22 protein-coding genes and 1 riboswitch are annotated in these 24,319 nt (G+C 52.1%); of the genes, 19 read left to right on the top strand and 3 right to left on the bottom strand.

All coding sequences use genetic code 11. The annotated features are described in order from the left end of the window. Window positions 1–9 precede the first annotated feature (9 nt). Complete coding sequence (locus tag ACFQZE_RS18450; protein WP_379359696.1) at window positions 10–1,086, bottom strand: phosphodiester glycosidase family protein; 1,077 nt, start codon at window positions 1,084–1,086, stop codon at window positions 10–12. Further along, complete coding sequence (locus ACFQZE_RS18445; protein WP_379359694.1) at window positions 1,083–1,514, bottom strand: hypothetical protein; 432 nt, start codon at window positions 1,512–1,514, stop codon at window positions 1,083–1,085. The genes ACFQZE_RS18450 and ACFQZE_RS18445 overlap by 4 nt, the downstream gene beginning before the upstream one ends. A 346-nt stretch (window positions 1,515–1,860) precedes the next feature. Between ACFQZE_RS18445 and ACFQZE_RS18440 the strand changes: the two genes are divergently transcribed. The 3 genes from ACFQZE_RS18440 to ACFQZE_RS18430 all read left to right on the top strand — a co-directional run bounded on the left by ACFQZE_RS18440 (window position 1,861) and on the right by ACFQZE_RS18430 (window position 4,122). Further along, window positions 1,861–2,421: a hypothetical protein gene (locus ACFQZE_RS18440; RefSeq protein ID WP_379359692.1), complete on the top strand. Its 561-nt coding sequence runs from the start codon at window positions 1,861–1,863 to the stop codon at window positions 2,419–2,421. Window positions 2,422–2,498: 77 nt separating this feature from the next. Further along, a complete protein-coding gene (msrB, locus tag ACFQZE_RS18435) occupies window positions 2,499–3,473 on the top strand; it encodes a peptide-methionine (R)-S-oxide reductase MsrB (RefSeq protein WP_379359690.1) in 975 nt (324 codons plus the stop codon). A gap of 28 nt (window positions 3,474–3,501) precedes the next feature. Next, window positions 3,502–4,122, top strand: coding sequence for a nitroreductase family protein (locus ACFQZE_RS18430; RefSeq protein ID WP_379359687.1), 621 nt, complete (start codon window positions 3,502–3,504; stop codon window positions 4,120–4,122). Between the two features lie 156 nt (window positions 4,123–4,278). On the opposite strand, the gene ACFQZE_RS18425 is transcribed toward ACFQZE_RS18430, so the two are convergent. Continuing rightward, the gene (locus tag ACFQZE_RS18425) at window positions 4,279–5,562 is read right to left on the bottom strand and encodes a LysM peptidoglycan-binding domain-containing protein (protein WP_379359685.1); all 1,284 of its coding nucleotides are present in this window, start codon (window positions 5,560–5,562) and stop codon (window positions 4,279–4,281) included. Between the two features lie 277 nt (window positions 5,563–5,839). Continuing rightward, a riboswitch (purine riboswitch) is annotated at window positions 5,840–5,938 on the top strand. A gap of 327 nt (window positions 5,939–6,265) precedes the next feature. Between ACFQZE_RS18425 and purE the strand changes: the two genes are divergently transcribed. The 16 genes from purE (at window position 6,266) to ACFQZE_RS18345 (ending at window position 24,298) form a co-directional block, all read left to right on the top strand. After that, window positions 6,266–6,751 carry a 5-(carboxyamino)imidazole ribonucleotide mutase gene (gene purE / locus ACFQZE_RS18420; protein ID WP_379359683.1) on the top strand — a complete coding sequence of 162 codons (486 nt, stop codon included), beginning with the start codon at window positions 6,266–6,268 and terminating at the stop codon, window positions 6,749–6,751. After that, window positions 6,748–7,941: a 5-(carboxyamino)imidazole ribonucleotide synthase gene (gene purK / locus ACFQZE_RS18415; protein ID WP_379359681.1), complete on the top strand. Its 1,194-nt coding sequence runs from the start codon at window positions 6,748–6,750 to the stop codon at window positions 7,939–7,941. Before purE ends, purK begins: the two co-directional genes overlap by 4 nt. Beyond that, window positions 7,941–9,236 carry an adenylosuccinate lyase gene (gene purB / locus ACFQZE_RS18410; RefSeq protein WP_379359679.1) on the top strand — a complete coding sequence of 432 codons (1,296 nt, stop codon included), beginning with the start codon at window positions 7,941–7,943 and terminating at the stop codon, window positions 9,234–9,236. The genes purK and purB overlap by 1 nt, the downstream gene beginning before the upstream one ends. Window positions 9,237–9,251: 15 nt before the next feature. Then, a complete protein-coding gene (locus ACFQZE_RS18405; protein WP_379359677.1) occupies window positions 9,252–10,151 on the top strand; it encodes a phosphoribosylaminoimidazolesuccinocarboxamide synthase in 900 nt (299 codons plus the stop codon). A gap of 32 nt (window positions 10,152–10,183) precedes the next feature. Next, on the top strand, window positions 10,184–10,429 hold the full coding sequence (purS, locus tag ACFQZE_RS18400) for a phosphoribosylformylglycinamidine synthase subunit PurS (protein WP_379360111.1): 246 nt from the start codon (window positions 10,184–10,186) through the stop codon (window positions 10,427–10,429). A 3-nt stretch (window positions 10,430–10,432) separates the two neighbouring features. After that, window positions 10,433–11,128, top strand: a complete 696-nt coding sequence (gene purQ, locus ACFQZE_RS18395; protein ID WP_379359675.1) for a phosphoribosylformylglycinamidine synthase subunit PurQ — start codon at window positions 10,433–10,435, stop codon at window positions 11,126–11,128. Next, complete coding sequence (gene purL, locus ACFQZE_RS18390; RefSeq protein ID WP_379359673.1) at window positions 11,106–13,349, top strand: phosphoribosylformylglycinamidine synthase subunit PurL; 2,244 nt, start codon at window positions 11,106–11,108, stop codon at window positions 13,347–13,349. The genes purQ and purL overlap by 23 nt, the downstream gene beginning before the upstream one ends. Then, the gene (gene purF / locus ACFQZE_RS18385; protein WP_379359671.1) at window positions 13,334–14,818 is read left to right on the top strand and encodes an amidophosphoribosyltransferase; all 1,485 of its coding nucleotides are present in this window, start codon (window positions 13,334–13,336) and stop codon (window positions 14,816–14,818) included. The genes purL and purF overlap by 16 nt, the downstream gene beginning before the upstream one ends. Window positions 14,819–14,849: 31 nt before the next feature. Then, the gene (gene purM, locus ACFQZE_RS18380; protein ID WP_379359669.1) at window positions 14,850–15,893 is read left to right on the top strand and encodes a phosphoribosylformylglycinamidine cyclo-ligase; all 1,044 of its coding nucleotides are present in this window, start codon (window positions 14,850–14,852) and stop codon (window positions 15,891–15,893) included. Continuing rightward, window positions 15,893–16,504, top strand: coding sequence for a phosphoribosylglycinamide formyltransferase (gene purN, locus ACFQZE_RS18375; RefSeq protein ID WP_379359667.1), 612 nt, complete (start codon window positions 15,893–15,895; stop codon window positions 16,502–16,504). Before purM ends, purN begins: the two co-directional genes overlap by 1 nt. Window positions 16,505–16,607: 103 nt before the next feature. Further along, window positions 16,608–18,155 (top strand): bifunctional phosphoribosylaminoimidazolecarboxamide formyltransferase/IMP cyclohydrolase, encoded by a 1,548-nt coding sequence (gene purH / locus ACFQZE_RS18370; RefSeq protein WP_379359665.1) that lies wholly within the window; start codon window positions 16,608–16,610, stop codon window positions 18,153–18,155. A 24-nt stretch (window positions 18,156–18,179) separates the two neighbouring features. After that, window positions 18,180–19,445, top strand: coding sequence for a phosphoribosylamine--glycine ligase (purD, locus tag ACFQZE_RS18365; protein WP_379359663.1), 1,266 nt, complete (start codon window positions 18,180–18,182; stop codon window positions 19,443–19,445). A 167-nt stretch (window positions 19,446–19,612) separates the two neighbouring features. Beyond that, window positions 19,613–20,635 (top strand): polysaccharide deacetylase family protein, encoded by a 1,023-nt coding sequence (locus tag ACFQZE_RS18360; protein ID WP_379359661.1) that lies wholly within the window; start codon window positions 19,613–19,615, stop codon window positions 20,633–20,635. 36 nt (window positions 20,636–20,671) lie between these two features. After that, a complete protein-coding gene (locus tag ACFQZE_RS18355) occupies window positions 20,672–22,141 on the top strand; it encodes an FG-GAP repeat domain-containing protein (RefSeq protein ID WP_379359659.1) in 1,470 nt (489 codons plus the stop codon). Window positions 22,142–22,145: 4 nt separating this feature from the next. Then, a complete protein-coding gene (locus tag ACFQZE_RS18350; protein ID WP_379359657.1) occupies window positions 22,146–22,907 on the top strand; it encodes a response regulator transcription factor in 762 nt (253 codons plus the stop codon). Between the two features lie 17 nt (window positions 22,908–22,924). Then, entirely contained in the window at window positions 22,925–24,298 is a 1,374-nt protein-coding gene (locus ACFQZE_RS18345) for a sensor histidine kinase (RefSeq protein ID WP_379359655.1), read from the top strand. Window positions 24,299–24,319: the final 21 nt, after the last annotated feature.

Raw genomic sequence — 24,319 nt, 5'->3', positions numbered from 1 at the left:
TATGCCAGCTTATTTGTGGAACAAAAAGTGGGTCGGCAGCCTTCGCAATCCGCCGTCCGACGGCTTGTTGATCAGCTTTCCGCCAAAGATGAGCGAGGATGAGCCTCCGCCGTCCAAATTGTAGCCGTCTCTTGCTCCGTATTGCTTCAAGAGCGTTTGAATTTCCTCCAGCGTTGCGCCGGAGCTTCCAGCTTCGTTGTAGCCATCCGCGACGAGCAGCAGCAACTGATCGTCTTTGTAGTTGGCGATGACGGTTCGCGGAGCTCTTTTTGGACTGGTCTTCCATTTGGAAGGAATGTCCTGAGCGACTCCACCCTTCAGCAGGACGGGCACAAAAGAAGCGCCGAATTTTGGCTTTTTGGCATCGAGTTGTTCTTTGCTCGAAAAGTTTCCGCCGATCAGCTTGTTGTTTTCGTTCATCCCTACAAAAAACAAATCCGCATAAGACGGTTCAAACCCCGTCACATAATCGCCGCCTAGCATAGTAGTGCTAAGCGGATACCGCTTGCCGCCGCCATCGGCGTAACCTCCGGCGTTGATACCAACGGCAGCGTTGTTCCGCTTGACAGCTTCCAGCGTCGTTTGCGCTTTTCCGACTTCCGAGCCCCCCAGCGCCATGGACATCGCATCGTCGGATTTAAGCTGAATTTTGACAGCGTAGCTTCTGAAATGTTCATTATTCAAATAAAAAAGCTGTGCCCGCAGCTTGTCGGACGAAATGGTCGAGGCCGGTTTTCCCAGCTTCGAAGTAATATTCCGGTCGTAGATGGCAAGTGGCCGCTTCGCCTGCGCGGCTGCCGTCTTTGAAATGGCGTTCATTTCCGCATTCGTTTTGTTGTACAGCTCAATTTGCTTTTTTAATGACGCCCCTGTATGTACGGCAATGGCGTTTGCTTCTTCGAGTCCCGATGCCGCTTTGGTCCAAGCCTCCTGCGAAGCGGAGCGGTCTTCTGCGACCGAAGCCGGAAGGGGCTCCTTCGACAGTTCGATGGTCAAGCTCGATAGGAGCATCCAAAGCATAATTCCGATAAAAGGAGAAATAGCGAGCAGCGCGGTACGATTCAACGTTTTTACGGTCATGTTCATTTGAGGACATCCAAGTTCTTTTTCAACTCTTCGAGCTGTTTTTTCACTTCGTTCAGCTGCGTATACAATTTGTTGCTGTTGTCCGTCTTCGTATCCGCATTATCCTTCGTAAACGTTAGCAATTCATTGAGCGCATCCACTTTATCTTTCAGCTGCGTCATTTCCGCCTTATACGATTTATCCAAGTCGGCTAGCCGCGCATCGTATATCTTCTGCATGTCGGCCAATTGAGCAGCCGTCTGGCGCTCGACGTCGGCGGTCATTTCACGCTGCATCTTGTCGGTATAAGCTTTTGCTCCATAAATGCCTCCGCCGATCAGCAGCACCCAAATGGCCAAAAAAACGAGAAACGCTCTTGAGCCTCTTTTTTTGCGGGTACTAGTCTCTTGCCGGCTGGAAGCAGCCGTTTCAATGCCTGGTTGATTCATTTCGTTCGTCACCTCTTTATTGTGTGGATCATTTGGCGCGGGGGATGAACGAATACGGATTAAACTTGTCCATCTACTTTGACGACAAAAAGCGTCAAAAAGGTTGCGGATGTCATCTTATTGTAACAAACGGACAAGGGCCTGTCGCCCTTTTGCGGCAGTTCGGCGTCATGCAGATTATGGGTTCGTCATTTTTTTGTGAGGAGAGGCATGGCCAGGAATATTAAAGCATTGGCTATGTTTGAGGATCTGCTTCTTTAATGGATGCACGTTTAAAAGGAAATGAAATAGCAACCACATAGTAGCTAATTCCGTCTAAAGAGAAATTGGATAAGGAAGGTGAAAAATGATAAAAAAGATTATCGTTCTTCTTTCTTTGGCGGGAATATTACTAGTTTCATGCACTAACGCAAACCCGGGCAGTAAAATGAATCAGTTACCGACCGCTACAAAAAATAGTGAGCCAAAACAGCTTAGCGAAACGGCCAGTCCAGTGCCAAGCTTTGTTCCAACACCAAAGCCGACGCATCAAGGACCTAGTTTCACTTCTGCATCAGAAAAATATATTGATGAAAGTCTATATAAGGAGGAAGAGCTTGAAATCGTAAAAGTGTTGAACAAAATGATGAAAGCAACTATTGAAGGTAATGTAGAGGACTATAGAAATACAATTACAAAAAACCACGAACACCAAACGGATACAGGAAACTATTTATCGTTAATTAAAGTAATTTTTAGATCCAATCTATCTTTTAATTGGGAGAAAACAGAATACTCCTCGGATATGGAAGTGGCAGTTGATGAGCAAACTTTTTACTCCAAGGCGAATGAAGTGAGATCGGAAAGAAATATTTATATGATGATCGAAGAAGATGGGGAGTGGAAAATAGGAGGCAGAAGACCCTAATGCCAAAGACCCTTGAACGCAAGGGTTTTTTTCATATTTTAAAGGTGTATAATAGACGAAAGAAGGGAGTGGGAAATATGAAAAATACCGATCAATCGGCTTCAAATAAAGCTTTAGCTATGTTTGCGGGTGGCTGCTTCTGGTGTATGGTTACACCTTTTGAAGAGATGCCCGGCATTTATTCGGTCACTTCGGGCTATACCGGCGGCCATACGGAAAATCCGACATACGAGGAAGTATGCTCGCACACGACAGGCCATACCGAAGCGGTACAAATCGCTTATGACCCTGAGTTGTTCCCATACGAGAGATTGCTCGATATATTTTGGCGGCAAATTGACCCGACCGATGCGGGCGGACAATTCCATGACCGCGGCGACTCCTACCGTCCAGGCATTTATTATTATACAGAAGAGCAAAGAGTGCAGGCGGAAGCCTCAAAGGTTGCTCTTGAGCAAAGCGGCCGCTTCGACAAACCGATCGTAACCGAGATAGAGCCTGCCGCTCCTTTTTACCCGGCGGAAGACTATCATCAGGATTATCATAAAAAAAATCCATACCGATACAAAATGTACCGTAAAGGCTCCGGCCGCGATTCGTTTATTTCCTCCCATTGGAAAATGAAAAAGGACCAGGACGAGCTGAAAAAGAAGCTGACGCCCATCCAATACGAAGTGACGCAAAACAGCGGAACGGAGCGGCCTTTTACCGGCGAATATTGGGATCACGAGGAAGAGGGCATTTACGTCGATATCGTCTCCGGCGAGCCTTTGTTCAGCTCTAAAGATAAATATGATGCGGGCTGCGGCTGGCCAAGCTTTACGAAACCGCTTGTGAAGTCGGCTGTAACGGAGCATATGGACAACAGTCATTTTATGGTGAGGGTAGAGGTGCGGAGCCAAGAGGGAGATTCCCATCTCGGCCATGTGTTTGACGACGGTCCGCAGCCGACAGGTCTCCGCTATTGCATCAACTCGGCATCGCTCAGATTTGTGCCGAAGGACAAGCTGGTAGAGGAAGGTTACGGGGATTACGCCCATTTGTTTAAATAAAGTAAGCAGCGGAGAGGAAGCGATTCTAGTGGAAGTTTTGACGAACATAAAGCAATTGCAGCAGCAAGCAAATACGGTAGGGGTACTAGACGCTATTCAAAGCCGCCGGACGATTGGACGGGTAAAGCCGGATCCCGTCGCTCGCGAAATCGTAGAGGAGCTGCTCTCCGCAGCGTCCTGGGCTCCGAGCCATCATAATACGCAGCCGTGGCGGTTTATCGTTATGACTGGCGATGGAAGAGGCAGACTTGGCGAAGGGTATGCGCGTGTTGCGGCTGCGCAAAGCCCGGAGCTCGAAGGCCATGAGCTGGAGGAAAAGCTGAAAAAAGAACGGACAAAAGCGTATCGCTCGCCCGTTGTCATCGCCGCTATATGCTCGCCTTCGGATGATCCGAGAGCCGTTTACGCGGAGGAGCTTGCCGCTGCGCAAGCAGCCGTGCAAAACGCTCTTCTTGCCGCTCATGCATACGGGCTTGGCGCCATTTGGCGCTCAGGCGCTCCGATGTACGACAAGTTGATGAAGGAGTCGCTTGGCCTCCAAGGTGAGGAAGAAATCGTAGCATTTATATATTTGGGTTATCCCGACATGACGGCTCCCGAGCCTAAGCGTACTCCCGTGCAGGACAAGCTCATTTGGCTGGAAGGGTAGAATGGCGGGGTCTCTGCATTTGGCAGGCCAGCACGGGCTCGTTGCTTTGCTTGAGCAAAAGGGCTATACCGTAACTCGAATTTAGTTCATGTAAATAGGCTGCTTCTTCTACAGTTGTGAACTGTGGATGAGCAGCCTTTTTTTGATGTCAACGGTTTAGACCAATTTCCTGATCGTAAAGTTTTCGCCGAGAACAAACCAGTTTTGCGGGAAAGGGACGCCAAGCACCCAGAAGCTGACGCCGCGCAGCTTAAACTGCTTGACGATATCGTATTTCGCTTGAACGCTTCTGGCATCCTCAAACCAAACGACATGCTCCTTTTTTTCCTCGTCATAGTAGTGGTAATAGGGGGACTGAGATTGTTCGTCGTATCGAATGACAGCTCCGTACTTAGCCGCGCGGTTCACCGCTTCCACGGGACTGACAGTCGGCGCCCAAGGTCCGCCCTGAACGTAAGGCAGTGTCCAGTCGTATCCGTACAAAGGCATGCCCATTACAATTTTGTGAGCCGGGATGACGGATAGCGCGTAATTCAGCACTTTGACCACCTCGTTAAGCGGCGCTACCGCCCTTGGCGGACCTCCCGACCAACCCCACTCGTAAGTCATTAAAATAACAAAATCAACGATTCGTCCCTGCTCGGCGTAATCATGCGCTTCATATAATGTGCCGGTTTGGCTGGCGGTCAGTTTTGGAGCGAGGGCGGAGGAAACGGCATACCCGAAAGGATGCAAGCTATCTACAAGCCGCTGTAAAAAAGCATTATAAAGCTCGCGGTCGGGCGGCGGCACATATTCAAAATCGACGTTTAGAGCAACATATCCGTTTTGTCTCATGACAGTCAATATGTTGTTGATGAGCGTCGTTTGATTTCGCTCGTCCGCTACGATGGCATGTGCGATATCGGGACTAAAGTTTCCGTTTTCATAATTGGTGATGACCACCATGGGCGCGGCCCGGTTCTCATAAGCGGCTGAAATAATCGCTCCGTCATCGAGCGGAGTCAAGGAGCCGTCCCTTTGAACGTGGTAGCTGAACGGACTTAAGTAAGTCAAATAGCCTCCAACTTCATTAACGAGCCCGACTCCGTTGTCGCCGAACTTTTGCGTATAGGCGTTTACTTCCGTGATTGGTTTCTCTATAGTAGGGATTTTAAGAATCTGACCAGGATAGAGGACTGCGGGATTGCGCAGATTGTTGGCCTGTGCCAATTGACCGATAGACACGCCGTAACGCTGCCCGATTTTCCAAAGCGATTCGCCGACGAGAACTTTATGCTCCCCTCCGCCAGGCGGTGACGGGATAACGACAGCTTGCCCGATCACGAGCTGACTTTGTTCGTTTAATCCGTTGGCGACAAAAATGTGCTGAAGCGGCACCCCGAATGCTTGCGACAGATCCCATAGCGTATCCCCTTTTTTGACCGTATGGATTTGCATGGAGAACCCTCCTTCACGAACGATTTCCTTTCCGAAAAGCATGTACGATCCGTTTTTCCGAATATTCATTTATATTCCGTCATGCCTCCGCTTAGTCAAATAACCTCATTAGCAAGTCCAAAGGCAAGCAATGGCGATCAAAAGGGTGAATTGTCTAGTTTCCAAACACAATTAGGGCTAAAAAGCGAACTTTCATAATTGATCCACTAAGAATGTTCGTATTTTGTTGACAGTGGTTGGCGGTTTCGATAAACTAGAATAGGTTTGAGGCGAAGAGTTGCGCCCATTCCTGCATCCTCGTATATATTTGGGATAGGCCCGAATGTCTCTACCCGGAAACCTTATTTTCTGGACTACGAGCTTGATGAACCGATGATCCGTATCCTAGGCTCTCCATGGCGAAATTTGCCGATTCAAGGCGGCAAGCTGGCTTCCGTTTTATTGCAAGCTGCTGTGCTTGGCTGCTCAAGGAGTTGGCCGATCCGTCCCGCTTTTTTGAAATGGGGGCCTCGTCCAATTTTGCCAGGGTATGAAAGGAATCAATCGCGTTTCATTAATTGAAGTCGGTTCTGTGCTTAAAGCGCGCCGGTTTCGCTCGGGTCCTATGGCATATCTTCTAAAAGGATAGCTGCGGGGCCTTTTCTATTGTTCAGGTGCCTGCATTGCTTGTTTACATTTAATAATGGAAAGCGAGTTGGAACACATGTCTGCTAAGGTAGGCGTCATCATGGGCAGCAAGTCGGATTGGGATACTATGAAGCTGGCTTGCGACGTTTTGGAAGAGCTCGGTATTCCGTATGAAAAAAAGGTCGTTTCGGCGCATCGCACGCCCGATCTCATGTTTGAATATGCGGAAACGGCGGCGGAGCGCGGAATTAAAGTGATAATCGCGGGTGCGGGCGGAGCCGCTCATTTGCCCGGCATGGTCGCGTCGAAAACGATTTTGCCGGTTATTGGCGTTCCCGTCAAATCGTCCAGCCTGAACGGACTGGATTCGCTTCTGTCCATCGTTCAAATGCCTGGCGGCATTCCCGTCGCAACGGTTGCGATCGGACATGCCGGCGGAACGAACGCCGGTTTGCTTGCGGCACAGATGCTGGGAGCGTTTGATGACGAGCTTGCAGCTAACGTAGCGGCCCGCCGTGAGCGGATCAAGCGAGAAGTGCTGGAAAGCAGTGAAACGTTATGAGCGGAGATGTAGACAAGGTACTGATTAAAGGGGCGGCCAAAACGATACTGCCCGGCTCTACCGTCGGCATTCTCGGCGGCGGACAGCTTGGACGGATGCTGGCGAATGCGGGCAGCGCAATGGGGTATCGGTTCGTCACGCTAGACCCGTCTGAGGATTCCCCGATGAGGCAAGTTGCGGATGGGATTGTGGCCGCGTACAGCGACCGCGAAGCTGCTCGCCAGTTGGCGGAACGAGCGGATGTCATTACCTACGAGTTCGAAAATGTGGATGCTGGAGTCGCCTCCATGCTGATGGAGGAAGCTTACGTTCCGCAAGGAAGCGAGCTTCTGTATACGACTCAGCATCGGCTGCGGGAGAAGCGGGCCATTGTAGCGGCAGGAGCGCGAGTAGCTCCCTACTCCGAGATTGGCAGCGCGGACGAGCTCAAGACTGCGATCGACCGTTTCGGAACGCCTTGCGTGCTCAAAACCGCGACAGGCGGTTATGACGGCAAAGGGCAGTGGGTCATCCGCGATGCATCCGAAGCCGAGGAAGCGTACGAAACGTTGGCTAAGGCCGGCACAGAGCTGGTGCTGGAGAAGTTTATCAACTTCGACATGGAAATATCGGTTATTGCAGCTAGAAGCACAACCGGGGAAATCAAGGCGTTCCCGCCTGCGGAAAACGTCCATGTGGACAATATTTTGCATCTGTCTATCGTGCCTGCACGGATTGAGGACAGGGTGCGGCAGGATGCGGAGCGGCTTGCGATTCGAATAGCGGAAGGGCTTGGCGCTGTAGGTTTGATCGCCGTGGAAATGTTTGTAACGGCAGACGGAGAGCTATACGTCAATGAACTGGCGCCGCGGCCCCACAACAGCGGCCATTATACGATGGAAGCTTGCCGGACGTCGCAATTCGAGCAGCATATCCGGGCTGTATGCGGACTGCCGCTTGGCGATACGGCTTTAATGAGCCCCGTCGTCATGGTGAATGTGCTCGGCCAGCATGTTGAGCCGCTGCTTGCGAGGGCGGCGGTGCAGGATGAGGCTGCAAGCCGGCTCGGCGTTGCGCCAAAGCTCCATTTGTACGGAAAAAAGGATGCCGTATTCAAAAGAAAGATGGGTCACGTCAACGTGCTGGCATCATCGACGGAGACGGCTCTTGATTGGATAAATGAAACTAAGATTTGGAAGGATGAGCGTTAATGTTGGAGCGTTACAGCAGACCGGAAATGAGAGCCATTTGGACGGAGGAAAATAAGTTCAAAGCATGGCTGGAAGTTGAGCTTTGCGCATGCGAGGCTTGGGCGGAGCTTGGAGTGATTCCGAAGGAAGACGTAGAGGCGCTTCGCAAGTCGGCTACCTTTGATATCGACCGCATTTACGAAATCGAGCAGGATACGCGTCATGACGTTATTGCGTTTACCCGCGCCGTATCGGAGACGGTTGGTCCCGAGCGCAAATGGGTGCATTACGGACTGACTTCTACAGACGTTGTGGATACCGCTCTTGGCTACCTGCTGCGTCAGGCGAACGAAATTTTGTTGAAGGATATTGAACGTTTTGTCGGCATTTTGCGTGAAAAAGCGATTCAGTACAAAGATACTCCGATGATGGGACGGACGCATGGCGTTCATGCGGAGCCGACGACATTTGGCCTCAAGATGGCGCTTTGGTATGAAGAAATGAAACGGAATTTGGAGCGTTTCCACCGTGCGGCGGACGGAGTCCAATTCGGCAAAATGTCGGGAGCGGTCGGCACTTACGCCAATATCGATCCTTTTGTGGAAGAGTTCGTATGCCAGAAGCTTGGCATTACAGCGGCTCCGATTTCTACGCAGACGCTACAGCGCGACCGCCATGCGGAATATATGGCTACCATCGCTTTGATCGCGACATCGATGGACAAGTTCGCTACCGAAATCCGCGCTTTGCAAAAGAGCGAGTTCCGCGAAGTGGAAGAGCCTTTTGCCAAAGGCCAAAAAGGTTCGTCGGCGATGCCTCACAAGCGCAATCCAATCGGCTGCGAAAATATGTCCGGCCTGTCTCGCGTTATTCGCGGACATATGCTGACCGCATACGAAAACGTTCCGCTCTGGCATGAGCGCGATATCAGCCATTCTTCTGCGGAACGCGTCATTCTTCCGGATGCCACCATGCTGCTGAACTATATGTTGAACAGACTTGGCAACATCATTCAAAACTTGACGGTGTTCCCGGAAAACATGAAGCGCAACATGAGCGCGACATACGGCGTGCCGTTCTCCGGCCGCGTCATGACGAAGCTGATCGACAAAGGAATGAGCCGCGAGCAGGCTTACGATACCGTTCAGCCTCGCGCGATGCAGGCATGGGAAGAGCAGCGCCAGTTCCGCTCTATCGTGGAAGAGACAGCCGACATTACGGCTGTGCTGACTTCCGAAGAAATTGAAGATTGCTTCAATCCGGCTTGGCATTTGAAGCATGTAGATACCATTTTTACACGCTTAGGCTTGAACTAAGGAGGAGCTAAAGGTATGGCAGTGCAATTGCAGGCTTTGTCCACAGCCGTTGATTATGTAAAAGCGCCCCTTGTCTACAAAGGCAAGGTGCGCGAGCTGTACGATCTCGGCGAACATTTCCTCATCGTGGTCACGGACCGGATTTCGGCGTTCGACTACGTGCTTGAGCCGGCTGTTCCGGATAAGGGCAACGTACTCAACCGTCTGTCCGCTTATTGGTTCGACGTCACAAAAGATATGCAGCGCAACCACGTCGTCCATACCGATGTGGGCTTGCTGGGCGAGCTCGTAACGGAGCCGGAGCGGCTGAAAAACCGCATTATGGTGACGAAAAAAGCAGAGCGGATCGACATCGAGTGCGTAGTGAGAGGCTACATTACCGGCGGTGGCTGGAGGCAATACCAACAGTCGTCGGCCATTAACGGCATCGAATTGCCGGAAGGACTTCGCAAAAACGAGAAGTTCCCGGAGCCGATCTTTACGCCCGCCGCCAAAAACGACGTAGGGCACGACGAGGACATCCCGTTCGAGCGCATGGCGGAAATGGTGGGCGATGAGCTCGCGGCAGAGCTGCGCGACCGAAGCATCGAGCTGTACCGGTTCGCCCATGCTTATTGCAAGGAGCGCGGCATTATTTTGGCCGACTGCAAGTTTGAGTTCGGGCTCATCGACGGCAAAGTGGTCCTCATTGATGAAATTTTTACGCCGGATTCCTCGCGCTTCTGGTCGGAGGGCAATTACGCCTACGACGTAGAAATCGACAGCATGGACAAAGAGCCTGTGCGCACATATTTGCTCGGTTCCGATTGGGACCGGGACAGCATGCCGGACCCGTTGCCGGAGCCGGTTGTAGCTGCCACAACGGCGCGCTACCGTGAAATTTACCGCCGCCTTACCGGCGGAGAGCTTATCTAAATCATTCAAAATTCAACCATATTCGGGAGGCAATTATGAAGGCAACCGTTTACGTCACGATCAAAGAAAACGTTTTGGACCCGCAAGGAACAGCCGTACAAGGAGCGCTTCATTCCATGGGTTTCGGGGAAGTCGGCAAAGTCCGCATCGGCAAATATCTTGAAGTTGAGCTGGACACGAACGATCGCGCGGAAGCGGAAGCTCGCCTGAAGGAAATGTGCGAGAAGCTGCTGGCCAACACGGTCGTAGAAGACTACCGTTTTGAGCTGGAGGGATAAGAGATGAAGTTTGCCGTAATCGTATTTCCAGGCTCCAACTGCGACATCGACTGCTACAAGGCGGTAGAGTCCACCGTCGGCCAGCAGGTTGATTACGTGTGGCACACTGCAACGGATCTGTCCGCATACGACGCCATTCTGGTGCCGGGCGGCTTCTCCTACGGCGACTACTTGCGCTGCGGCGCGATCGCTCGATTTGCAAACGTAATGGACGAAGTGAAAAAAGCGGCCGAGCAAGGCAAGTACATTCTCGGCATTTGCAACGGGTTCCAAGTGTTGACGGAAGCTGGTCTTCTGCCTGGCGCGCTGATCCGCAACAACGGGCTGAAATTCCGTTGCCATGGCACGCCTCTTGAAGTGGTGAACAACCAAAATCCTTTTACAAACCAATTCTCGCAAGGCGAGATCATCAATATTCCGATCGCTCACGGCGAAGGCAACTACTATTGCGACGAAGAGACGCTTGCCGAGCTGGAAGCGAACAATCAAATCATTTTCCGCTATGCGGACGGTACGAATCCAAACGGCTCTCTGAGCGATATCGCGGGCGTCAGCAACAAAGCGGGCAACGTGGTCGGCATGATGCCGCATCCGGAGCGCGCGGTTGATCAATTGCTCGGTTCGGAAGACGGCAAACGGATGTTTACATCGATTTTGAATGCATGGAGGGAACAACATGGCGCAGCAGTTAACAGCTAAGGAGCCGACGGCGGAACAGATCGCCGATCAACGCATTTATACCCAATTCGGCGTAACGGATCACGAATATGAGCTCATCTGCGGCTTCCTCGGACGCAAGCCGAACTATACGGAAATCGGCGTATTCAGCGTCATGTGGTCGGAGCATTGCTCTTACAAGAACTCTAAGCCTATTCTCAAAAAGTTTCCGATTACCGGACCTCGCGTTCTGATGGGCCCGGGCGAAGGCGCAGGCATCGTCGATATCGGCGACAATCAGGCTGTTGTGTTCAAGATCGAATCCCACAACCACCCTTCGGCGGTTGAGCCGTATCAAGGCGCGGCAACAGGCGTTGGCGGCATTATCCGCGACATCTTTTCGATGGGCGCGCGCCCAGTCGCCTTGCTTAACAGCTTGCGCTTCGGCAACCTGAACAACGACCGGGTGAAATACCTGTTCGAAAATGTCGTAAGCGGCATTGCCGGATACGGCAACTGCATCGGCATCCCGACTGTAGCGGGAGAAGTGATGTTCGACGAGAGCTATGAAGGCAACCCGCTCGTCAACGCGATGTGCGTAGGTCTTATCGACCATGACAAAATTCAGCGCGGCGTCGCTAAAGGGGTAGGCAACCCAGTATTCTACGTTGGCCCTGCAACAGGACGCGACGGCATTCACGGAGCGACCTTCGCTTCGGTTGAATTGTCTGAAGAGTCGGAAGAGAAGCGCACCGCCGTTCAAGTGGGCGATCCCTTCATGGAAAAGCTCGTTATGGAAGCAACGCTTGAGCTGATCAACTCCGGCATCGTGCTTGGCATTCAAGATATGGGCGCAGCGGGTCTTACTTGCTCCAGCGCGGAGATGGCTTCCAAGGCGGGCAATGGCCTTGAGCTTTATTTGGATGAGGTGCCGCAGCGCGAAACAGGCATGACGCCTTATGAAATGATGCTGTCCGAGTCGCAAGAGCGCATGCTGTTTGTTATCGAGCCGCAGCATGAAGCGCAGGCGAAAGAAATTTTTGACCGTTGGGGCATCATTTGCGCCAAGGTTGGCAAAGTAACGGACGACGGACGCCTCCGTCTGTTCCATCAAGGAGAAGAAGTGGCGGACATGCCGGTTAAAGCGCTTGTAGACGAGTGTCCGGTTTACAACAAGCCATCCGCCGAGCCTGCTTATTACCGTGACAACGCGTCTGTTGATTCGGCCGATTTTGCGGAAATTTCCGATTTGAACGGCGCTTTGGAGAAGGTTCTTGCTTCCCCGACTGTAGCGAGCAAAGAATGGGTTTACAACCAATACGACTACATGGTTCGCACATCGACGGCGGTACAGCCGGGCTCCGATGCGGCAGTTGTGACGATCAACGGCACTCGCAAAGCGCTGGCTATGACGACAGACTGCAACGGACGTTATGTATATCTCGACCCTGAAATGGGCGGACGAATCGCCGTTGCGGAAGCGGCGCGCAATATCGTTTGCTCTGGCGCCGAGCCGCTCGCGATTACGGACAACTTGAACTTCGGCAACCCGGAGAAGCCGGAAGTGTTCTGGCAGCTGGAGAAATCCGCAGACGGCATGTCCGAGGCTTGCGTCGCGCTGGATACGCCGGTTATCGGCGGCAACGTCAGCTTGTACAATGAAAACGCAAAAGGCGCGATCTACCCGACGCCGGTTATCGGCATGGTGGGATTGGTTCACGACCTTGATCATATTACGACTCAAAAGTTTAAATCCGAAGGCGACGTTATTGTGCTGGTAGGGGAAACCAAAGCGGAGTTTGGCGGCAGCGAGCTGCAATATGTGCTGAATGGCTCCCCTTCCGGCCGTCCCCCGGTTATTGACCTAGCTACGGAGAAAAAAGTGCAAGGGGCGGTTCTTGGCGCTATTCAAAAGGGTCTTGTCGCTTCTGCGCATGACTTGTCCGAAGGCGGCATCGCCGCTGCTCTCGCAGAGTCCTGCATTAGCGGCAAACTTGGCGCCGACGTGTCGCTAACGAGCGACCTTCGTGCGGATCACTTGTTGTTCAGCGAATCGCAATCGCGCATTTTGCTGTCGGCGAAACGCGAGCAAGCGGATGCTTTGATTGCTTGGCTGTCGGAGCAAGGCGCAGCACATGAAGTGATCGGTACAGTAGCAGGCCATAACCTGTCCATCCGAGTAAATGGAAAATCCGGCATTAACGCGCCAGTTGAGCAACTGGAGAAGGTTTGGAAGGATGCGATTCCATGTCTTATGAAGTAATAGAGCGGCGGCCCCTTCTTTGGACGGGAGACCATTACAACGAAGGCATCGGCCGTGACGATATTTTTGACAAGCTGCGCGAGGAGTGCGGGGTGTTCGGCGTGTTCGGGCATCAGGGTGCTTCGGACCTTTCCTATTACGGCCTCCATGCCCTTCAGCATCGCGGGGAAGAGAGCGCGGGCATCTGCACGGTAGATACGCTGAACGGCAATAAGTTCAACTATCACCGCGGGATGGGTCTTGTAAAAGAAGTGTTCGACAAGGAGAAGCTGGACATGCTGGCGGGCGACCGCTCGATTGGCCATGTCCGCTACTCCACCTCCGGCGAAAGCAGGCTGAGCAACGCTCAGCCGCTTATCTTCCGCTACCGCGACGGCGATCTGGCTGTGGCGACGAACGGAAATATCGTAAACGCCCCCGAAATCCGCAAGGAACTCGAGATGGGCGGCTCTATTTTTCAAACCTCCAGCGACACGGAAGTAATCGCGCATTTGATCGCCCGTTCGCCGAAAGACTTTGTTACGGCTGCGAAGGAAGCGCTGCAGCGCATCGTTGGCGGCTTCGCTTTCCTCATTATGACGAACGATAAGATGCTCGTTGCATCCGACCCGCATTGCTTGCGACCGCTTGCGATGGCGAAGCTTGGCGACGGATATGTCTTCTCCTCCGAAACTTGCGCATTTGAAACGATCGGAGCGGAGTATATCCGCGACGTTCAGCCGGGCGAGCTGCTTATTTTAGACGAAAACGGAATGCGGGAAGACCGTTACGCAACGGTGGAACGCCGGGCGACCTGCGCTATGGAATACATTTATTTTGCCCGCCCAGACAGCGATATTAACGGAATCAATATTCACTCCGCCCGCAAAAGAATGGGGCAGCAGCTTGCGACGGAATCGTTTGTCGATGCGGATGTCGTTACCGGCGTGCCGGATTCCAGCATTTCCGCCGCAATCGGCTACGCTGAGCAAACGGGCATTCCTTACGAGCTTGGGCTTATTAAAAACAAATATACCGGACGGACATTCATCCAGCCTTCTCAAGAGCTGCGCGAAAAGGGTGTCAAGATGAAGCTTTCAGCCGTGCGCAAAGTGGTGGAAGGCAAACGCGTCGTCATGATTGACGATTCCATCGTGCGCGGAACGACGTCCCGCCGCATCGTCAACCTGCTGCGGGAAGCGGGAGCGACTGAGGTCCATGTTCGCATAACATCACCGCCGTTCAAAAATCCTTGTTATTACGGCATCGACACGCCTGACCGCAAGGAACTGATCGCATCGTTTAGAACGGTGGACGAAATTTGCAAAGAAATTAACGCCGACTCGCTTGCTTTCTTAACCGACGAAGGATTTATCGACTCCGTCGGCGGCAACGACGGACAATATAAACGCGGCATGTGCCTGGCCTGCTTCGATAACGATTATCCGACCTTCGTGAATGAAGAGTCCGACAAAAGCTGCGGCTGTTAGCCTAACAAAACGAAATAAGGAGTGGACCCACTTGTCAGAAGCGTACAAAAAAGCCGGCGTCGACATAGCGGCAGGTAACGAAGCCGTTGAGCGGATGAAAAAGCATGTAAAAAGAACGTACCGTCCGGAGGTTTTGGCGGAGCTTGGCGGCTTCGGCGGCTTGTTCAGCCTGAACAAGGACAAGTATGAGGAGCCGGTGCTCGTCTCCGGCACGGACGGAGTCGGCACGAAGCTGAAGCTCGCGTTCGCTATGGACAAGCACGACACGATCGGAATCGACGCGGTAGCTATGTGCGTTAACGATATTATCGTACAAGGCGCGGAGCCGCTTTTTTTCCTTGACTACTTGGCATGCGGCAAAGTGGTGCCGGAAAAAATCGAAGCGATCGTCAAAGGCATTTCCGAAGGCTGTGTGCAGTCCGGCTGTGCGCTGATTGGCGGGGAGACGGCGGAGATGCCTGGCATGTACGCCGAAGATGAGTACGATATCGCCGGCTTTACGGTCGGTATCGTCGACCGGAAAAAAATGATCGACGGCTCCACTATTAAGCCTGGAGACGCTGTGCTTGGTTTTGCTTCAAGCGGCATTCACAGCAACGGCTTTTCGCTTGTTCGCCGCTTGTTGCTGGAAGAAGCGGGCTACTCGCTGGATCAGCAGCTCGAGGAGCTTGGCGGAGCGAAGCTGGGCGATGTGCTGCTTGAGCCAACCCGTATCTATGTTAAGCAAGCGCTGGCTTTGATTGAAAAGGTAAACGTCAAAGGGATGGCGCATATTACGGGCGGCGGATTTATCGAAAATATTCCGCGCGTTCTTCCGGATGGCGTCAACGTAGACATCACTTTCGGCTCGTGGCCGATTTTGCCTATTTTTGATCTTATGCAGAAGAAAGGCGACATCAGCAACCGCGACATGTTTACGACATTCAACATGGGCATCGGCCTAGTTGTCGTCGTTCCGGCGGACGAGGCGGAGCAAGCTTTGAACGCCGCTAGCGAGCTGGGAGAGAAAGCATACCGCATTGGTACAGTTACGGAAGGCAATCGGATCGTAACTTTCACGGGAGCGGAAGTATAATGAGACAGCAACGCATCGCAGTATTCGCATCTGGACAAGGAACGAACTTCCAGGCGATCGTCGATGCTGTGCGGGAGGGGGAGCTCGATGTTCATGTCGAGCTTCTTGTTTGTGACAAACCTTCCGCTCCGATTGTCGAGCGGGCTGCCAAGTCGGGAGTGGATACGTTTGTATTCAGCCCCAAAGACTACCCTTCCCGAGAAGCGTACGAAAGTGAAGTGAAGGCGGAGCTGGAGAAGCGTGAGATTGATCTTATTGTACTTGCCGGGTATATGCGGATTTTGACCCCTGTGCTGGTGGAGCCGTATTTCGGGAAAATGATCAATATTCACCCGTCGCTGCTGCCTTCATTCCCCGGAGTCAACGCAATCGGACAAGCTTTGGACCATGGCGTAAAAATGACGGGCGTGACGGTTCATTACGTTGACGGCGGGCTCGACAGCGGTCCTATTATCGCCCAATCGGCGGTTATCGTCAGGCCGAACGACGATCTGGACACGTTGTCGGAACGCATACAAATAGCGGAGCGTGAGCTCTATCCGACTGTAATTGGATGGATTGCCGCGGGCAGAGTGACCATCAACGGCAGAAAAACATCAGTCGGCGTGTAAGCGGCCAGAACGGCATTCATTTAGGGATAGGCAATCATTTGCTTAAGCAAAACGAGATTAATACGATAAAACAGCACTTATAACGACTAAGGAGGCAGTTTGCGTGGCTATTCGCAGGGCGTTAATCAGCGTGTCCGACAAAACGGGCATTGTAGCATTTTCGAGAGAGCTTTCGAACCAAGGAGTGCAAATTATTTCGACGGGGGGGACGTTTAACCTTCTTCAAAAAGAAGGCGTTCCGGTTATCGGTATTTCCGATGTGACAGGGTTCCCTGAAATTTTGGACGGACGAGTCAAAACGTTGCATCCCGCCGTTCATAGCGGATTGCTTGCCGTACGCGACGATGAAGAGCACCAGAAGGCGATGCAGGAGCTTGGTCTCGACTATATCGATCTGGTCGTCGTCAACTTGTATCCGTTTAAAGAAACGATTGCCAAACCGGATGTCACTTACGAGGACGCTATCGAAAATATTGATATCGGCGGTCCGACGATGCTTCGTTCCGCAGCGAAAAACCACGCTTTCGTAACGGTCGTCGTCGATTCCGGCGATTACGGCACGATTTTGGAGGAAGTAAAAGCTGGCGGCGATACGACGCTTGAGACGCGCAAACGGCTTGCAGCTAAAGTATTCCGTCATACGTCTTCTTACGATGCTCTCATTTCCGATTATTTGTCCAAGCTTGGCGGCGAACCACTGCCTGAGTCGTATACCGTTACTTATGAAAAGGTGCAGGATCTTCGCTACGGGGAAAATCCGCATCAAAAGGCTGCCTTTTACAAAAAGCCGCTTGCCTCTGAGGGCAATGTAACGACGGCAGAGCAACTGCACGGCAAAGAGCTGTCTTACAACAATATTAACGATGCCAACGCGGCGCTCGCTATTTTGAAAGAATTCGAAGAGCCGGCTGTCGTTGCGGTCAAACATATGAATCCATGCGGAGTAGGCATTGGAACTACGATTCACGAAGCCTATCAAAAAGCGTACGAGGCCGATCCGACTTCCATCTTCGGCGGCATTGTAGCGGCTAACCGTGAAATTGGCGCCGATACCGCCGAATTGCTGGGCGGCATCTTCCTTGAAATTATTATTGCGCCAAGCTTTACTCCGGAAGCGCTCGAAGTGCTGACGAAAAAGAAAAATATTCGCCTGCTTAAGCTGGGAGAATTCAAATCGGCGGCAGAGCGCAAGAGCGAGTGGGTGGTGACGTCGGTGGACGGCGGCATGCTCGTTCAGGAAAGCGATGTGCACAGCTTGGCGGAAGCCGATTTGCAGGTTGTCACAACCCGTAAGCCGACGGAAGAGGAGCTTAAGCAGTTGCTATTTGGCTGGAAAGTGGTCAAGCATGTGAAATCGAACGCGATCTTGCTGGCGAAAGACGATATGACCGTTGGCGTTGGCGCCGGACAGATGAACCGGGTTGGCGCGGCGCGTATCGCCATCGAGCAAGCGGGCGAGAAAGCAATCGGCTCTATACTCGCTTCCGATGCCTTTTTCCCAATGGGAGATACCGTTGAGTTGGCGGCAAAAGCGGGCATTACGGCGATTATCCAACCGGGCGGCTCCATTAAGGACGAAGAGTCCATTGCGGCGGCGAATGCGAACAACATCGCAATGATCTTTACGGGCGTTCGCCATTTCAAACATTAAGAAGCGGCAGGAGGATTTGAAGCGATGCGTATTTTGGTTATTGGAAGCGGCGGACGCGAGCATGCTGTCTGCTGGGCGCTGAAAAAAAGCGAAAAGGTGAAAGAGCTGTTTTGCGCCCCTGGCAACGCGGGAATTGCCTCCATTGCGGAGTGCGTTCCGATTGCAGTTTCGAAATTTGATGAGCTGACCCGGTTCGCGAAGGAATCGGCCATCGATCTTGTGTTTGTCGGACCTGACGATCCGCTGGCGGATGGCATTGTCGACGCGTTCGAAGCGGCGGGCATACCGGCATTTGGACCGGACAAGAAGGCGGCGGAAATTGAAGGCAGCAAAATTTTTATGAAAAACTTGCTGAAAAAATACAATATCCCGACTGCAAAATACGAGACGTTTACCGATTATGAAACGGCTTTGGCCTATTTGCACCAGCAGCAAGCGCCTATCGTCATTAAGGCGGACGGGCTTGCGGCGGGCAAAGGCGTTACGGTAGCCGCTACGCTCGAAGAAGCGGAAAAAGCGTTGCGCGAAGCAATGGTGGACAAGGTGTTTGGGGAAGCGGGCAATCAAATTGTCATAGAAGAGTTTTTGGAAGGTCAAGAGATGTCCATTCTCGCTTTTGTAGACGGGGAAACGGTGAAGCCGATGGTGCCTGCTCAGGACCATAAGCCAGTATTCGACGGCGACAAAGGACCGAACACAGGCGGCATGGGAACTTATTCTCCTTTGCCTCATATCGAGCAAAGCATTATCGATGAGTCGATTGCGAACATCATTATTCCGACGGCCAAAGCGATGGTGAGCGAAGGAAGACCGTTCCGCGGCGTTCTGTTTGCAGGTTTGATGATTACGAAGGATGGACCAAAAACGATTGAGTTTAATGCGCGGATGGGCGATCCTGAAACGCAAGTCGTTTTGCCAAGGCTAAAGACGGATTTGGTCGATATTGTGCTGGCTGCGATGAACGGCAGTCTTCATGAACTGGATATCGAGTGGAGCAACGATGCGGCTGTATGTGTCGTAGCGGCATCCGAAGGATATCCAGGCTCCTATCCAAAGGGCCGGGTCATTACCGGCATCACGGAAGCGGAAGCGCAAGGGGCGCTTGTGTTCCATGCAGGCACGGCGATGAAAGACGGCGAGCTTGTGACAAGCGGCGGCCGCGTGCTTGGCATCGTCGGCCGCGGCCGCGACATCGCGGAAGCGCGCGCAAGAGCGTATGAAGCGGCAAGCGTCATCGAGTTTGAAGGCAAGCAAAACCGGACGGATATTGCGGCTAAAGCTTTGGTATAACAAAGGAAATCAGTTTTAAACTAGGACATTTTACCAGCCTCCTGCCCTGTAATGGGGTTAGGAGGTTTTTTGTCATAACTTCCCGAAAGGTGTTACTTTTTTGTAACTCTCTAAACCTTAGATTCTACTAAGATGAATCTATCAGCGGAATAGAGAAGGTGAGCAAAATGGAAAGTAACAAAAAACGATTTCGTCGCCGGAGACTGGCGGCGGTAGTGCTGCTAGTGGCGGTTGCCATTTGGATTGGCGGCTGCGCTTCGGGAGCATCGATGGGATTATCGGCATTCCTGCCATCGAAGGAAAAAGGGACGGTTGTGGAGGAGCATCCGCTGGGCGGTTCAGGAGACGGCAAGACAGAAGGAACGACGGCCGGCTTTGAACCGGGAGAAGACACCAATGTACTGATACCCGGATTGAATGAGAACGAGTCTGAAGGGTTGAATAACGGAAACAACAAAAATGGCCATAATGGCGGTGGAGAAACAAACGGCATTGATGGCAACAATGGAATAGTAGGCAATCATAATCATAACGGCAACAATGGGCATCACGGTAATGGAGATGATAAAGGCCATAAGCCGGATTCCAATGGAGGGCTGAATCATCATGGCAAAAAAGAGAAGCTGGTCGCGTTAACGTTTGACGACGGACCGGATCCTAACTATACAACGGCGATTTTGGATATTTTGAAGGAAAAAGGGGTGAAGGCGACATTTTTTGTAGTCGGCACTCAGGTGGAGAAATATCCGGATATTATGAAGCGCATTCACGAGGAAGGTCACGAAATAGGCAACCATTCTCAACACCATAAAGATTTGAGAAAGCTAAGCAGCCGCGAAATTGAGAACCAAATTAAAGAGACGGACCGTGCGATTCAACAGGTGCTTGGATTTTCGACTAACTTGTTTAGAGCTCCATACGGCGCATTGTCGGATAAAGTGAAAAAAGTGATGTCCGACATGGGCCAGCACCATGTGCTTTGGACGGTCGACACGAAAGACTGGGCGGGAACTTCCGTTTCGGATATGCGCGCCATGATTCGTAACGAGACCAAGCCAAATGGTATAATATTAATGCACTCCTTCGGAGGTAAACATATTAGCAATACGGTAAAAATGCTGCCCGGAGCCATCGACGATTTGCATGAAATGGGGTACGAGATGGTGCCCGTGGGTCAAATAGTGGAGTAATTTATTTTATACGAGCGGAAGGGGAACTCATCATTTATGCTGAGCCATGGCGGGGACGGGACAGGGCTGCCGGAGAGCGGGAGCGGGCCTAGAAGGAGCTTTTTCCTTCTTGGTTTGCTTGCTTTGTCGCTGCTTGTTACGGGATGCAGGTATACCGCCGCTCCGGCGGACTTGCTAAAAAAGCCCGCCATCGCGGCGGACAAGGAGCAGCTTGCCGCAGCCATAGAGAGGGCGCTGCCCAATTACAGCATGCTAATGCTCCCGCATCAAGATGATTACAAAGAAGCGATTCGGCTCGTCGATATGGATGGCGACGGGAAAGAAGAAGCGGTCGTCACTTATTACAATGAATACAACACGCCGGAAGTGATCGTGCTTAAGGAGACGGAAAACGGCTGGCGCCAATCGGTTATTGTAGAGCAGCCTTTGGCCCGCGATATGGCGTGGCTGAAGCTGGCCGATTTCGATAAGGACGGTCATTTGGAAATGCTGGTGGGCTGGGTAGGAGCTTTCGACAGTCCAAATATGCTGGAGTTGTACTCTTTCCAAGAAAAAGCGGAGCGCAACGAAAAAGGCGACCGGATTCAAAAGCCGATTCACTCCTTGCCGTACAGTCTTGCGGAAACCGGCGATTTGGACGGCGACGGGCTGACCGAACTGGCGGTTATTACGACGCTAGAAGGGAAAACGGAAGGAGAGATTCCTCAGCATCGCTTCCAATTGTTCAGCCTGAAAAAAGGCCAGCTTAACAAGCGGATCAATATGGCTTTGCCAGAGGGAGCAGATGCTTTTGTACGAATGGCAATCGGAAAAGTGTCGGAGAGACAAGCCGGAATTGTGCTGGAAGGTTCGACCGGGGCGCACAGCATGCTGACTTATATGTATGTTTGGGAGAAAAATGGGCTGAGGCTCGTTTACCCCGATCCGTTGCAAAATCAGGACGGCTTTAGCGGCAGGCCGACGCAAAGCGTTGATATGAACGGGGACGGCATTATGGAGCTTAATTGGACTTATGAGGCTCCGGGCCATCCGGACGTGCCGTATGCCGACTCCATCTGGATCAACGAATGGATGCAGTGGGACGGGAAAAAAGGTTTTCAAAAAACGGGGGAGCAATTCCTCGATTATACGTACGGAGTGAAAGTAGACATTCCTGAGCTATGGAGCGGGCGGTATTCGATGAAGAAGCCGTCCGCCTCGTCATATGGCATCGTCGCTTTTGAATACTGGAGCGCCAAATCGGGCAAAACGGCCGAGCTCGCGACACTCTACGTTGTTCCTTTAAGGCAATGGGGCAATGTAGAGGCAGCTTGGAAGGATGAAGGGCGCAAATACCGGATGTTGGCTTCCGCCAGCGGCAATGCCTTTTTGGTTTCGTTTGCAGTGGACATTCCTTCGTCTCTATCCGCAGAGGAGCAAGAGGAGTTTAAGGAACTGATGGGGGCGGAGAAGCCGTTTCCTTCCTACTTCACGGTAGAAGATAATGAAAGTAACGAGTGGCGGTGAAACTATGCGAATACTATTGCTGGAGGACGAGGAATCCATTCGGGGGTTTGTCCGGATTAATTTGAAACGAAACGAGATGGAAGTGACGGAAGCGGAAAACGGGGAGGATGCGCTCGCTTTTGCGGATTCGGAAGGTCCTTTCGACATTGCGCTGCTGGATGTAATGCTGCCTACCATTAGCGGCTTTGAAGTATGCGAGAAGCTGAGGGAGAAGTACCCGCGGATGGGCATCATTATGCTGACAGCCAAATCTCAGGAAGAGGACAAAATACGCGGACTGGAGCTGGGCGCAGACGATTATGTGCAAAAGCCGTTTAGTCCCGGCGAGCTGATTGCCAGAATCAAGTCGCTTCATCGACGGATGTATGTAGAGCCATTGACGGAGACGGCAATCGCCCCGCAGGATGTGGAACCGAAGGGGGAACAGGCTTCGCCGGTTCATCAAGGCTTTAAGGATGAGCTGGTCAGCGGACCGTTCCGATTGTCGCTTTCTGAGAGACGCCTTTGGAAAAGCGGGACGGAAGTCATTTTAACCCCGACGGAATGGTCGCTTGTCCGTCTCTTAATGGAGAGGGAAGGGGAGAGCATCAGCCGCGACCATATTTTAACGGAGGTATGGGGCCGTTATTATGTGGGCGATTTGAAGGTGGTAGACGTCAATATCCGGAGAATCCGGCAAAAAATCGAGGCTAAGCCGTCAGAGCCGAACATCCTTGAAACGGTGTGGGGCTTCGGCTACAGGTGGAAACGGAGCGTGCCGGAATGAGGAGCGTCCAAACCAGAATGGTATGGAGCTATCTGCTGCTCATCGTCTTGGTCGTTGGCGTTCTCGGCGGCGCATTCGCCACTTTGATGTGGAACTACTATTATGGCAGCGCCAAAAGCTCGGTTATGCAGCGCGTCGATTCGGCCATGGCTTTACATAGCCGCTCCTTAGCTTCTTTAACGCTTCAAGATCAAGCCGATTATATGTTGTCTTATATGGCGGAAGGCGGGCCAACCCGGATTCAGCTGCTGACCAGCACTGGAGAGCTGCGCATCGACTCCGACGGATTTTCCCCCGACATTCGATATACAACGGGCGATGTGAAAGAAGCGATGAGCGGGGAAAGCGGCAGTTGGACAGGGGTCGATCCGTATTTTGGAGAAAGAGTCGTGTCCGTTACAGCGCCGCTTTGGAACGATGCCAAAGTTGTGTCCATGATCCGGTATACATCCTCGCTGGAGGAAGTGGATGACATGGTCGCTCAATTAATCCAGATGTCGATGATTGTGGGTTTTGCCGTCATTTTGCTCTTTTTGGGTCTCAGCCTCTTTTTGGCGCAGCGGATCGTAAAGCCGATAAGGGAGCTGACGAGAGCGGCAAGGTATATGGCGGAAGGGGATTGGACGAAACGGGCCAGCAAACGAAGCGATGATGAGATCGGGCAGCTAGCCGAAACATTTAACGTTATGGTTAGTGAACTGAATAAACGGGAAAAGCTCAAAAGCGATTTTATATCTTCCATCTCGCATGAGCTTAGGACCCCGCTTACGTCGATCAAAGGCTGGAGTGAAACGTTAAAGGAAAGCGAGCCGGCGGATGACGGAGAAGAAGTGAAGCTAGGCCTGTCTATTATAAGCAAAGAAACGGAAAGGCTATCGGGCCTGGTTGAAGATTTGCTCGATTTCTCCAAGTTGTCCGCGCGGACGATGGAATTGCATACGGAAACGCTGGACCTCAACGGGCCCGTCAAGGAAACGGTCGATCAGTTGACGGTTCGGGAGGAAGGGACGAAGGTTCGGTTGTTGTCTTCCTATGGGGCAGGTCCTATCGTCGTGAACGGGGATGCCAATCGGCTAAAGCAAGTCATCATTAATTTGATCGACAATGCCTTTAAATTTACGCCTGCCGGAGGAACCGTTCGAGTGTCTACGGGAATAGAAGACGAGACGGCGTTTGTGACGATAGCCGACACGGGAGAGGGCATTGAACCCGAAGATTTGCCGCATGTGATGGAGAAGTTTTATAAAGCGAGCTTCAGCCATGGAGGTTCCGGCCTTGGACTTGCGATTTGCAAAGAAATTGTGGAATTGCATGGAGGAAAGATTGCCATTGACAGCGAGCGAGGCGCTGGTACGATCGTAAAGCTGACTTTGCCGATCAGTCGGTCATAAGGGAATAAAAATAGGGAGGCT

The sequence above is a fragment of the Paenibacillus sp. GCM10027627 genome, assembly GCF_042675505.1.
Classification (GTDB): Bacteria; Bacillota; Bacilli; order Paenibacillales; family Paenibacillaceae; genus Pristimantibacillus.
The sequence above is the reverse complement of the archived record's forward strand: the minus strand, read 5'-3'. Positions and strand labels throughout refer to the sequence as shown.